The 12,215-nt window shown below is 68.3% G+C and carries 11 protein-coding genes; 3 read left to right on the forward strand and 8 right to left on the reverse strand.

The annotated features are described in order from the left end of the window. Positions 1-290: 290 nt before the first annotated feature. The 3 genes from QE393_RS06925 to QE393_RS06935 form a co-directional block, all read right to left on the reverse strand. Complete coding sequence (locus QE393_RS06925; protein ID WP_273807024.1) at positions 291-941, reverse strand: SGNH/GDSL hydrolase family protein; 651 nt, start codon at positions 939-941, stop codon at positions 291-293. 88 nt (positions 942-1,029) lie between these two features. Beyond that, positions 1,030-3,183, reverse strand: a complete 2,154-nt coding sequence (locus QE393_RS06930; protein ID WP_273807025.1) for a mechanosensitive ion channel family protein — start codon at positions 3,181-3,183, stop codon at positions 1,030-1,032. A gap of 70 nt (positions 3,184-3,253) precedes the next feature. Continuing rightward, positions 3,254-4,630 carry an MATE family efflux transporter gene (locus QE393_RS06935; protein ID WP_273807026.1) on the reverse strand — a complete coding sequence of 459 codons (1,377 nt, stop codon included), beginning with the start codon at positions 4,628-4,630 and terminating at the stop codon, positions 3,254-3,256. 130 nt (positions 4,631-4,760) lie between these two features. Between QE393_RS06935 and pdxB the strand changes: the two genes are divergently transcribed. Beyond that, positions 4,761-5,924 (forward strand): 4-phosphoerythronate dehydrogenase PdxB, encoded by a 1,164-nt coding sequence (pdxB, locus tag QE393_RS06940; protein ID WP_310042697.1) that lies wholly within the window; start codon positions 4,761-4,763, stop codon positions 5,922-5,924. Between the two features lie 68 nt (positions 5,925-5,992). Here the strand turns inward: pdxB and QE393_RS06945 are convergent, their stop codons facing one another. Further along, complete coding sequence (locus QE393_RS06945) at positions 5,993-6,274, reverse strand: pyrimidine/purine nucleoside phosphorylase (protein ID WP_273807028.1); 282 nt, start codon at positions 6,272-6,274, stop codon at positions 5,993-5,995. Positions 6,275-6,356: 82 nt separating this feature from the next. Continuing rightward, the gene (locus tag QE393_RS06950) at positions 6,357-6,908 is read right to left on the reverse strand and encodes an exonuclease domain-containing protein (RefSeq protein ID WP_273807029.1); all 552 of its coding nucleotides are present in this window, start codon (positions 6,906-6,908) and stop codon (positions 6,357-6,359) included. A gap of 185 nt (positions 6,909-7,093) precedes the next feature. Here QE393_RS06950 and QE393_RS06955 point away from each other — a divergent pair, with 185 nt between their 5' ends. Together QE393_RS06955 and QE393_RS06960 are read left to right on the forward strand one after the other, a co-directional pair. Next, complete coding sequence (locus tag QE393_RS06955) at positions 7,094-7,348, forward strand: YkgJ family cysteine cluster protein (RefSeq protein ID WP_027597778.1); 255 nt, start codon at positions 7,094-7,096, stop codon at positions 7,346-7,348. A 50-nt stretch (positions 7,349-7,398) separates the two neighbouring features. Next, complete coding sequence (locus QE393_RS06960) at positions 7,399-7,998, forward strand: START domain-containing protein (RefSeq protein ID WP_273807030.1); 600 nt, start codon at positions 7,399-7,401, stop codon at positions 7,996-7,998. Positions 7,999-8,161: 163 nt separating this feature from the next. Here the strand turns inward: QE393_RS06960 and msrQ are convergent, their stop codons facing one another. The 3 genes from msrQ to QE393_RS06975 form a co-directional block, all read right to left on the reverse strand. Next, positions 8,162-8,773, reverse strand: a complete 612-nt coding sequence (msrQ, locus tag QE393_RS06965) for a protein-methionine-sulfoxide reductase heme-binding subunit MsrQ (protein WP_273807031.1) — start codon at positions 8,771-8,773, stop codon at positions 8,162-8,164. Then, entirely contained in the window at positions 8,773-9,783 is a 1,011-nt protein-coding gene (gene msrP, locus QE393_RS06970; protein WP_273807032.1) for a protein-methionine-sulfoxide reductase catalytic subunit MsrP, read from the reverse strand. Before msrP ends, msrQ begins: the two co-directional genes overlap by 1 nt. A 126-nt stretch (positions 9,784-9,909) precedes the next feature. After that, a complete protein-coding gene (locus QE393_RS06975; protein WP_273807033.1) occupies positions 9,910-12,159 on the reverse strand; it encodes a xanthine dehydrogenase family protein molybdopterin-binding subunit in 2,250 nt (749 codons plus the stop codon). Between the last annotated feature and the right edge of the window lie 56 nt (positions 12,160-12,215).

The raw sequence follows: 12,215 nt of genomic DNA on the forward strand, positions 1-12,215 counted from the left end.
CCACACAAGGAGTCAGCCGTAGGTTGGATTGAGACCGCTCCCTCGTCGAAGCCCAACGCTGGATGCTGAGATCGGTCTGTTGGGCTTCGCTTGCGCTCAACCCAACCTATGATGCGTAGCCAAGGCCCGCACCGCGCGGGATTGCCTTTCGTAGGTTGGGTTGAGACGGCTCCATCGTCGAAGCCCAACAGGCCGATGCCAAGCGCGCCGTAGCATGGAAAACCGCGCAGCGCTTTCCGCGGTAGGCCGCCGACTCCGTGGCCAAGGCCATGCCGTGGTCCACCTTGCGTTCAGGTGGCACCCAGGCTCCTGACCACCTCCATCAGATGTTCTCCCAGCCGCCGATGCTGGTCCGCCTCGAAATGCACCCCGTCCACCGGACTCACCTGGATGATCTCGCCGGCATCGACGAAGGTTGCGCCCTGGGCTTCGGCCACCTGGCGATAACGTGCGGCCAACGCGCGGGACTTGGCCGCACCGCCGGCGAAGATCTCGCCGAGAAAGCCCACTTCCTCGATGGGCGCCGGCGCCATGACGATGAGCTGGGGCGTGGCGCCGCCCGGCCCGGCATTGCAACGCCCGATCTCGTCCAGCAGCACCTGCAGGGCACTGGCGATGTCCGCCGGGGTCACCGACAGCCGCGCCTTGAGGTCGTTGGTGCCCAGCATCAGCAGCAGGACGTCCACCGGCAGCTGGCTCTCCAGGCAGGGCCGGAGATAGCTCAGGCCGTTCTTGTGGTGGCCGTCGATGGGATCGTCGTGCACCGTGGTGCGGGCAGGCAGGCCTTCCTCGATCACCCGCCAATCTGTGCCCAGCCCGCGGGCCAGGACGCCAGGCCAGCGTTCGTCCCAACCGAAGCGTTCGAGTACGCCAGGCTGGGTCAGGGGCCGGGTGCCGTGAGTGTTGGAGTCGCCATAGCAGAGCAGGGTACGCAAGGGCATGGGAAAGCCTCGTCGGAACAGGTCATCCCCACCCTAGAGGCTATTCCCGCCGGTCGCGAGGGCCGGCCGTCGTGCCAGCGAAGCCGGGTCAGCCCTCGCTGGGCGCCTCGCCGCCTCGCGTCGCCTGGTCCAACGGCGAGCCGCCCACCTCATAGCGCACGTTCATGCGTGGCGAGGCCAGCTCGATGCCGGCATCGTCCAGGTAGCGCTTGAGCCTGAGGTTGAAGGCCCGCGACACCTCCCACTGCTTGATCGGCGCGGTCTTGAAGCGGAATCTCAGGATCGCCATGCCGGAATCGAAGCTTTCCACCCCCTGCAGCTCCAGCGGCGACCAGATGTCCCGGCCCATCAGCGGATCCTGGCGCAACGAGCGACCGACGTCCTGGACCATCTCGATGGCCTTGTCCACCGACAGCGCCTGGGGAATCGGCAGGCGGAAGATGGCGTAGCCGAATTGCCGCGAGTAGTTCTGGATGCTCTTGATCTCGCTGAAGGGGATGGTGTGGACGATGCCATCGATATCCCTCAGCCGCACGGTACGGATGGTCAGTCCCTCGACGGTGCCCAGGTGGTTGCCCACGTCGACGTAGTCGCCGATGGCCAGGGAGTCCTCGATGATGATGAACAGCCCGGTGATGAGGTCGGCCACCAGGCTCTGGGCGCCGAAGCCCACCGCCAGGCCGATGACGCCGGCACCGGCCAGCAGCGGGGTGACGTTCACGCCCATGTTGGCCAGGGCGACGATCAGGGCGATGACGAAGATGGTCAGGAACAGCACGTTGCGGATCAGCGGCAACATGGTCTGGGCGCGGGCATTGTTCGGGCTGACGCGATGCAGATTGAGGCCGCGGTGGATCGCGGTATCGGCCAGGATCCACACCAGCCAGGCCAGCAGCAGGGTGCCACCCAGGCCAAAGAACTTGCTGGCGACCGCATGGCCGTCACCCTGGCTGAATCTCAGCAGCGAAAGATTCCAGGCGCGCAGCGCCAGCTCGATCCCCACCAGCCAGATGACGATACCCAGCACCAGCACGAAGAAGGCCCGCAGCCGTTCGGCATAGGCCTCCTGGATCCGGCCGTGCGGTCGCCGGCGCAGCAGGCGCGCCCGCACCAGGGCGTTGAGCCCCAGGGCGGCGCCCATGGTCACGGCGAACAGCAGCGCCCGGCGCAGGGCGTCGCTGGTATCGCCGGCGGAGACAAAGGTGGCCACCACCGAGACCGCCACCAGGATCAGCAGCGGCAGGTGCCAGAGGCGGGCGATCAGATGGCGCACGCCCTGCAGCCCGTGCAGCGCCTGGCGCTTGGCCAGCGGCTGGTTGCGGATCAGGTGGGCGATGGGTCGGCGGAATCTCAGGGCGAACTGGGCGGTGAGCAGCGCCGCGCAGATGTTGGCGCCGATGGCGATGACCGCGGCCAGGTGTGGCCCCAGGGTCTCGGCCAGGTGCGGATCGCTGGCGGCGCCACCCAGGGCCGCCAGGCTGCCGATGATCCATAGCGGGCGAAAGGCGCGGCGACGCAGGATCAGCAACGCCCGGCTGCGGTGAGCGCCGCTGGGCAGGGAGCAGATCACCACCACCGTTGCCGCGAACAGCGGGCCAATGACGGCGGCATAGGCCAGGGTGACGGCGACGGTCTTGCCCAGGGAGTCCGGCATCCACAGGGATACCAGCAGGGTGATGACGAACGCCAGCAGCCAGGGTGCCAGCTTGCGCAGGGCGAAACGCACCAGGTCCAGGGTCCGTGGCCTGAGCGGGAGTTCCTCGGAGAGCCTGAACCTGATGCGCAGCCGATGACTGATGCTCTTCAGGCCCAGGGCGCAACCGGCCCAGAAGGCCAGGGTGATGACGAAGCCCGAGAGCAGATTGAGTCGCTGTTCGGGCGCGGGTGCCAACATGGCCAGCTCCGCGCCCGCCTGCTCCAGCTGGAATTGCCAGCGCTCGCGCAGGTTGTCGCGCTGCAATTGCTGCTCGACCACCGTCATGGTGTCGGTGATCAGCCCGATCACGCCCTGGGAGGCGCTGGGTTCGGCCTTGGCCTGGGCCGCCTGTAGCTTCTTGAGATCCGCCAACAGACGATTGCGCTGCTGCTCGCTTTCCAGGGTCTTGATGACCTGGTCCAGGGACTGGCCGAATTGCGGATCGACCTGATCCTTCTGGGCGCCCGGCAGCCCGGGGAGGGCGGCCTGGACCGGGCCGATGAACAGGAAGCAGAGGCAAAACAGCTGTAGCAGGCGAAAGATCATCGAAGCCGCACGCTCGCGAAAGGGGGAAACGCCCGTCCTGAACGGCCCAGGGCCGTCCGACGAGAGGGGGTCAGTGTAGCAAGGGCTTGGCGCTGTGGATGCGTCGCCGGGCACTGCGGGCCAGCCGCACCGAGAGCAGGATGGCCGCGCAGGTCAGCCCCAGTACCAGACCCTGCCAGAGGCCGGCCGGACCCCTTGGTGCCCCGAACCAGTCGCTCAGCCCCAGCGCCCAGCCCACCGGCAGGCCCACGCCCCAGTAGGCCAGCAGGGTGATGACCATGGTCGCGCGGGTATCCTGATAACCGCGCAGGGCGCCCGCGGCGGTCACCTGGATGGCATCGGAGAACTGGAAGATGCCGGCGAACACCAGCAGCGAGGCCGCCAGCTGGATCACCGCCTGGTCCTGGGAATAGAGGCCGGCGATAGCCGTGCGCGCGGTCAGCATCAGGGTGCAGGAAACGCAGGCGCAGAGCAGTCCGGCGGCCATGCCGACCCCGGCGGAAAAGCGCGCCTCGCGCGGTTCGCCGCGCCCCAGCGCCTGGCCGACCCGCACCGTCACCGCCATGCCCAGGGCCAGGGGCACCATGAACACCAGGCCGGAGAAATTGAGCGCCACCTGGTGCCCGGCGACCACGGTCGGACCCAGCTCGCCGATCAGCAGGGCCACCACGGAAAAGATGCTGGATTCGGCGAACACCGCGATGCCGATGGGCACGCCGATGGCCAGCAGGGCGCGCAGCGTGGGTCCGTGCGGTCGCTCGAAGCGGGCGAAGATGGCGCAGGCGCGATAGCGCTCGGTGCGGATGATCGCCAGCATGGCCAGCAGCATCGCCCACATCACCGTGCCCGAGGCGAAGCCGCACCCGGCGCCGCCCAGGGCTGGCATGCCCAGGTGCCCATGGATGAAGATCCAGTTCAGCGGCACGTTCAGGGCCAGTCCGGCGAGGCCCACCAGCATCGCCGGCCGGGTACGCCCGAGACCGTCGCTGAAGCAGCGCAGCACATAGTAGAAGGCCGTGGCGGGCAAGCCCATGGCGATGCCCTTGAGATAGAGCAGGGTCGGCCCGATCAGCTGGGCGTCGACGTGCATGGCCACCAGCAGCGGTCGGGCGTTGAGCAGCAGCAGGCTGGCGATGAGGCCGCAGCCCAAGGCCAGCCAGAGCGCCTGGCGGACCAGCGGGCCGATCTCCTGGCTGCGGCCGCCGCCATGGCGCTCGGCCACCTTGGGCGTGGTCGCCAGCAGGATGCCGGTCATCAGCAGGAACACTGGAATCCACACGGAATTGCCCAGGGCGACGGCGGCGAGGTCCAGCGGGCCAACGCGACCGGCCATGACGGCGTCGACGAAGCCCATGGCCGAATGGGAGAGCTGGGCGATGACGATGGGCGCGGCCAGGGAGAGCAGGGCGCCGAATTCACGTCTGATGCGGGGCAGGGAGGCGGTCACTTGATCGTTCGGTCAGCTTCGGGGCCGATAGTCTAGTCCTCATGGCCCGGGTGGCAACCCTCGCGGCGACCGTTGCCTGCTGCCGGTGGCCTGCTAAAGTGCCGGTCCCCGCCCTTGCGAGTGCCCAGGCATGCACATTCTCGCCGACGAAAACATACCGCTGCTGGACGCCTTCTTCGGCACCCACGCCACTCTCGAACGCCTTCCCGGTCGCGCCTTCGACCGCGCTGCCGTGAGTCGCGCCGATGCGCTGCTGGTGCGCTCCATCACCCGCGTCGACGCGGCGCTGCTGGCCGGATCTCGGGTCGGCTTCGTCGGCACCTGCACCATAGGTACCGATCATCTGGACCTCGGCTATCTGGAGCAGGCGGGCATCCGCTGGAGCAATGCGCCCGGCTGCAATGCCCGCGGCGTGGTGGACTGGGTGCTCGGCGCCCTGCTGGCGCTGGCCGATGGCGCTGGCGCCGATCTGGCCGGGCGCACCTATGGCATCGTCGGCGCCGGCCAGGTCGGGGGCCGCCTGGCCGAGGTGCTGCGCGGACTGGGCTGGACGGTGCTGGTCTGCGATCCCCCACGTCAGGCGATTGAGCAGGGCGACTTCCACGGCCTCGACGAGCTGGTCGAGCGCTGCGACGTGCTCTGTCTGCACACCCCGCTGATCCGTGATGGCGAGCGGCGCACCCTGCACCTGTTCGATGGCGCTCGCCTCGCCAGCCTGCGTCCGGGAACCTGGCTGCTCAATGCCTGCCGGGGCGAGGTGATCGACAACGCTGCGCTGCGTGCGCATCTGGCGGGTGGCGCCGAGCTGGCGGTGGCACTGGATGTCTGGGAAGGCGAGCCCGGTATCGATCCTGAATTGGCCCGTCTCTGTCAGCTGGTGACGCCCCATATCGCCGGGCACAGCCTGGAAGGCAAGTGGCGCGGCACGGCGCAGATCTACGAGGCGTTCTGCGCCTGGACCGGGGAAACGCCGCGGCTGGGTCTGGGCGATCTGTTGCCGCCGCAGCAGTTGGAGCGCCTGGTGTTTGGCGCGGATACGCCCGAGGCGACGGCCTTCAGGCGCGTCTGTCGTGCGGTCTATGACCCGCGCGACGACGATGCGGCGCTACGCGCGACCCTCGCCTTGCCGGCCCAGGCGCGGGCTCAGGCGTTCGACGCGTTGCGCAAGGGCTATCCCATGCGTCGGGAGATTCCGGGGCTGGTGCTCGAAGGGGCGGGCATGGCTCGGCTGGCGAAGGCCCTGGGCTGCGACTGGCGACATGGCGACGGTTCCGAAAGCGGCGGTGTCGCTTAGGACCGGGGCGAAGCGGAAGCGTTCAGGCGGGACAACGGACTCCCGCCTGCCGGCTCGGGCGGCCGAACTCAGTGGTATTCGCAGAGGTAGGCGGTGTCTTCCGCGACCTTGAGCTGGAACTTGGCGTTGGCCGGCACGGTGAACTGGCTGCCCGCGGCGAAGGTTTCCCAGGTCTCGCTGCCCGGCAGCTTCACGGTCAGGGCGCCGGCCACCACGTGCATGATCTCCAGCTGGCTGGTGCCGAATTCGTATTCGCCGGGGGCCATGACGCCCAGGGTGGCAGGCTTGGACTTGAGGCTGAAGGCGATGGATTTGACGGTGCCGTCGAAGTATTCGTTGACCTTGAACATTGGATTTCCTTGTGCGAGAGCGGTTAGAACCGTCGGCGAGTATGCCCAAGGCCGAGGCCCACTGTCACCGCTCCAGACGAGGCTAGCGCGCGAGCGCCGGCAGGCTGGCCGGTATCAGCTTGGCGGTGTTGCGCGCGTCGGTCTCGGCGCGGTGCAGCACCCCGGTAAAGGCCAGTCCGGCCGATTCCAGGGCGGCGGTGAGACCCAGCGGACGCGCCAGGCCACGGGCCTTGGCGAAGGCCTGCTTGAGATTGCGATGCGGGACCCGGGCGAGGTGGGTGTGCAGATCGTATTCGCGCCAGGCCCGCTCCAGCAGACGGCGGTCGAAATCGCCCCAGCTGCACCAGCCGGCGAGGGTGGTCTCATAGGCGCCCAGCCAGGCCTCGAACGCCGGCCAGGTACTTTCCAGGGGCTCGGCGCCATCGACGTCGGCCTGGCTGATATGGGTGAGGTCGCGGCAGAAGGGCGTCAGCAGCGGCAGGCGCCGGGGCTGGACGAAACTCTGATAGCGACCGAGCTCCTGGCCCTCGGTATCCACCATCACCGCGCCGATCTCGATGATCTCCATCAACTCCAGCGGCCAGCCGCCTTCGTCGGTGGTCGCTTCCAGGTCCAGCACCAGCCAATGCTTCATCGTCACGCCCTCGGGCAGCCGCCTCGCTCGTCGCAGATAAGACGGTGGAAAGGCCGCGGGGTTGCGTGGCGAGGTGCGAATGGACGTTACATTCATGACTCGATAGCGACATCTGGTCACGATTCGCTTGTGAGGCCCCAGCCTTGCTCTTAAGCTTGAACCCTCTTTCTCTGCGAGTTTCACCCATGGAGTGCCGTCCGGGTTGTGGCGCCTGTTGCATCGCGCCCTCGATCTCCTCACCGCTGCCACGCATGCCCCAGGGCAAGCCCTCCGGGGTGCGCTGCGCTCATTTGGACAGCACCAATCGCTGCGACCTGTTCGGCTCGCCGCTGCGCCCGGCGGTGTGCGGCGGCTTCCAGGCCGAACTGGCGTTCTGCGGTACCAGCAGCGCCGAGGCCATGGCCATCCTGCTGCGCCTCGAAGGTGAAACCGCTGCCTGATCCGGTTTTGAATTGCGCTCTCCGACAACCACAACAACAAGGGACGTCCCATGCACAAGCCGCTTCGCTCCATCCTCGCCCTGACTCTGCTCGCAGCCACCGGCCTGGCCCAGGCCGAGGACTGGGAACTCGCCAAGCAGGAAGACGGGATCCAGGTCTATACCCGGGCCGTCGCCGGCTCCAAGTACAAGGCCTACCGCGGCGTGGTCCAGATCAAGGCCGATCCGGCCACCATCGCCAAGCGGCAGGACGATCCGGTGGGCTCCTGCAAATGGATCTTCCGCTGCCAGTCGCTGCAGGTGCTCAAGCGCCAGGACAACCAGGCCTGGACCTACATGCGCATCGACATGCCCTGGCCGGTAACCGCCCGTGACGTGGTGCTGCACATTACCGAGCAGAAGACGCCCGATGGCGGCTTCACCCGCACCCTCGAAGGCCAGCCGGACTATCGTCCCGCCGCCGACGGCTACGTACGGGTTGCCAGCTTCCAGGGCCAGTGGCGCGTGGTACCGAAAAACGGCGGCTCGGAAGTGACCTACGAGGCCCAGAGCGAGCCGGGTGGCAGCGTGCCGTCCTGGCTGGCCAACAGCTTCGTGGTGGATGCCCCGCTCAACACCCTGAAGGGCCTGCGCCAGGCCGCGCAGCGCTGACCGACCGCCTCCAGGGCAACGGCCTGGCCCGCTGGCGCCAGGCCTATTTATGACCGCCCTGTGAGCCGTGGCAGTCCACCCGCACTCCTGAATAGCTGTATTTAATACCACCCCTATGGTCTTGAGGCATGAAGGGTCGACCCCTCCGTCTCGGCAGTGGTAATCAGCGCGCAGGGACGGTCGCTGCCCGACTGCGCCTTTTACGGCGCCATCCATCCACCAGGCGGAAGGCCAGCAGCGCGGCGCCGATGGCGGCGTAGATCGCCCACTCTTCCAGGTCCGAGCGCACGATCCAGAGGTAGTGCAGCAGGCCCAGGCCCAGCACCAGGTAGGCCAGCCGATGCAGCTCCTTCCAGCGCTTGCCCAGGCGGCGCATGGCCGGGCGATTGGAGGTAACGGCCAGGACCAGCAGGATCAGCAACGCCGCGGCACCGACGATGATGTAGGGGCGGCGCTGCAACTCCACGCCCAGTTGCGACAGGTCGAAGCCCAGCACGAAGGCCAGGTAGCCCAGGAAGTGCAGCAGGGCATAGGTGAAGGTCCAGAGGCCGAGCTGACGGCGGATCACCGGCCAGAGCTTCCAGCGGGTGAGGCGCGACAGCGGGGTCAGACTCAGCGTCAGCAACAGCAGCACCAGGGCGCCGGTCCCTAGCTTGTCCACCAGCGCCTTGCCCGGATCCGGGCCAAGGGCGAAGATCCAGGCCTGGTACAGCCACCACAGCGGCGGGCAGAGTGCGGCGACGAACACCGCGACCCGCCAGAGCAGCAATCCCATCAGTAGTTTCTCCGCAGATCCATGCCGCTGTAGAGCGACGCCACTTCCTCGCCATAGCCGTTGAACATCAGTGTTGGTCGCACGTTGGGGCTGAACAGGCCGCTGGGTAGCCGGCGTTCGCGGGCCTGGCTCCAGCGCGGGTGATCCACTTCCGGATTGACGTTGGCATAGAAGCCGTACTCGTTGGGTGCCATGCCTTGCCAGGTGGTGCGGGGTTGCTCTTCCACCAGGCTGATGCGCACGATGGACTTGATGCCCTTGAAGCCGTACTTCCAGGGCACGATCAGCCGCAGCGGCGCGCCGTTCTGGTTGGGCAGCACCCGGCCGTACATGCCCACCGTCATCAGCGTCAGCGGATGCATGGCTTCATCCAGGCGCAGGCCTTCCACATAGGGCCAGTCCAGCAGGGCGAAGCTGGAATTCATGCCGGGCATGTGCTGCGGGTCCTTTAGCGTCTCGAACTTCACGTAGCGCGCCTTGCCCGTGGGTTCGACCCGCTTGAGCAAACTGGCTAGCGGAAAGCCCAGCCAGGGGATGACCATCGACCAGGCCTCGACGCACCTCATGCGGTAGATGCGCTCCTCCAGGGTATCGGGCCCGAACAGGTCTTCAAGACCGTAGGTGCCGGGTTTGCCCACCTCGCCATCGACCACCACGCTCCAGGGCTGGGTGGGCAGCTGAGCGGCGTGGGCGGCGGGATCGCTCTTGTCCGGCCCGAACTCATAGAAGTTGTTGTAATGGGTGGCGTCCTTGAAGGGCGTGATGTCCTCGCCCTTCACCGTGGCCGCCTGCCAGCGGGTAGCGGGCAGCTTGCGTTCGAACCAGTCCGGGCCCTTGGCGGCTTCGACGTCGCCATAGCTGGAAGCGGCCGCCAGCGCCCAGCCGGGCAGGGCGGCGCCGGCGAGCAGGGCGCCGCTGGCCCCGAGCAGCTGGCGCCGGGACAGGTAGACGGCTTCGGGGGTGATCTCCGACCCCAGGCAGGCAGAGCGCGGAACGATCTTGATCGGCATGACGGACCTCGGCGGGGAATGCGCGCAGGAGAGCGGCTGGCTAACAGCGTGAGACATCCCGGTCGTGAAAAGCTTCCCAGCGCAGACGATAGCCTGCCGCCCCGGTCGGGCGGAAGGTCGTTTCGCTCAGCCGAGCAGCCGGTCCAGGGTGATGGGCAGCTGCCGTACCCGTATGCCCGTGGCATGGAAGACGGCATTGGCGATGGCCGGGGCGACGCCGACCACGCCGATTTCGCCGAGGCCCTTGATGCCCAGGGGATGCCCGCGGCTGTCGTCTTCGTCCAGCAGCAGGGCCTGCAGCTCGGGCACATCGGCCTGGGTGGCCACCAGGGCTTCGGCCAGGTCGGCGTTCATCCAGCGCCCCTGGCTCGGGTCCAGTCGGCTCTGCTCCAGCAGGGCCTGGCCCAGGCCCCAGAGCATGCCGCCTTCCAGCTGGTTCTGCGCCAGCCGGCGATTGACGACACGGCCGCCGGCGAAGGCCCCCACCAGCCGGCGCACCCGCACCGTACCCAGCTGCGGGTCCACCGCGACCTCGGCGAACTGGGCGCCGAAGGCGGCGCGACCGAGGGCGGGACGATTCGCCAACTGGCCGGCGGTGCTGGCTTCGACGCTCACCTCCGCGAGGTCATGGCGGCGGAGCAGTTCCACCAGGGCGTGACGTTGCCCGGGGGCCGTGCGGCTCACCAGGGCGCCCTTGGCGAGTCGCCAGTCCCCGGCGTCGGGCGAGGGGGTATCGACCAGTGCGGCCAGGCGCTGGCGCAGGTGGTCGGCGGCCGCCTGGATGGCCGCGCCCAGGCTGAGGGTGGTGGAAGAGCTGGCGGTCAGCGAGCTGTAGGGCAGGTCGGTGTCGCCGCCATGCAGGCGCACGAGTTCCAGGGGCAAGCCGAGGGCTTCGGCCGCGAGTTGGCTCAGGGCCGTCCAGCTGCCTTGGCCCAGTTCGTGGGTCGAGCTTTCCACGTCCGCCGTGCCGTCCGCCTGCAGCCGGATGCGCGCCGAGGCCGCCATCTGGGCAACGTGGTAGACCGCGGTCGCCATGCCGTAGCCGATCAGCAGCTCGCCATCGCGCATGGCGCCGATGCCGGGATCGCGGTCCGCCCAGCCGATGGCCGCCGCACCGGCCGCATAGCACTGGCGCAGACTCTTGCTCGACCAGGGGTTGCCACTCTGGGGCTCCACCTCGGCATGGTTGCGCAAGCGGACCTCCAGCGGGTCGAGACGCAGATGGTGGGCCCATTCGTCCAGGGCACTCTCCACGGCGAACTGGCTGACTGCCACCCCCGGTGCGCGCAGCCAACTCGGGGCATTGAGCGGCAGCCGCACCGTGGCGTGGCCGGTGCGCAGGTGTGGGCAGGCATAGAGCTTTGGCGTCATCTCGCCGACCGGTTCGATGAAGTTGGAGGTGTGGGCGTTCTGGATCAGGGCATCCTGCAGCAGCACGCTGAGCTGGCCATCGCGGTGGCCACCCAGGCGCAGTCGCTGGCGGGTCGCCCCGCGATAAGGCATCAGGGCGAAGGTCTGGCGTCGACTCAGCACCAGCTTCACCGGGCGGCCGAAGAGCTTGGCGGCCATGGCCGCAAGCAGCGGATGGGCATTGCCCTTCTTGCCACCGAAGCCCCCACCGACCAGTGGCGAACGAAAACGGATGTGGGTGGAGAAGTCGGGCTCGGCGCGGCCCGCGCGCATGACCGCCGGAAAGTCCTGGCTGACGCCAAGCGCGAAGGCCTGCGCCAGGGCGTAGGCGTCGCCATAGGTGAATTGGGTGCCGGCATCCACGACCAGTCGGCCCCGATTGTCCCAGGCTGCCAGGGCGGCGCCGGGCTCCAGGGCATTGTGGTGCTGGGGCTCCGTGGTGTACTCCAGCTCCAGGCGTTCCGGCGCCGCTGCCCAGGCGACGTCGGGTTGGCCGCGCTCGGTGATCGCCGGTTCGCCGGCGCCGACCACTTCCGGATACTCGACGGGCAGTCGGGTGAAGTCGAAGTCCTGGCCCAGCGACTCCGCGCCGTACTCCACCTCGATCAGCTGGGCGGCGAACTCGGCCTGGTCCGCTCGCTCGGCCACCACCACCGCGACGACCTGCCCGCTGTAGTGGAGGCGGTCGTCCTGCAACGGCAGAAAGCGCCCCAGTTCGCCGCCGGGCAGGGTGGTGATCGGTTGCAGGCGCGGGGCGTTCAGGTGCGTCATGACCAACAACACCCCGGGCGCCTGCTCGGCGGCTGCCACTGCCAGGCGCTGGATACGCCCCTGAGCCCGTTCGCTCTGCACCAGGGCGGCATGGGCCGGCGTGCCCGCGACCTCGCTGTGGGAGAGGTCGGCGCTGTAGCGGGCGGCGCCGGTGACCTTGGCCAGGCTTTCCAGACGGTGAGGGGCAGAGGACATGGACGGGCTCCGGTAGGTGGCCCTTCGGCAGACTGCCCCGGGTGACGCGCCGTTCG

Origin of the sequence: Pseudomonas sp. SORGH_AS_0211, from assembly GCF_031453455.1 — a bacterium.
GTDB classification, from domain to species: Bacteria; Pseudomonadota; Gammaproteobacteria; order Pseudomonadales; family Pseudomonadaceae; genus Chryseomonas; species Chryseomonas aestiva.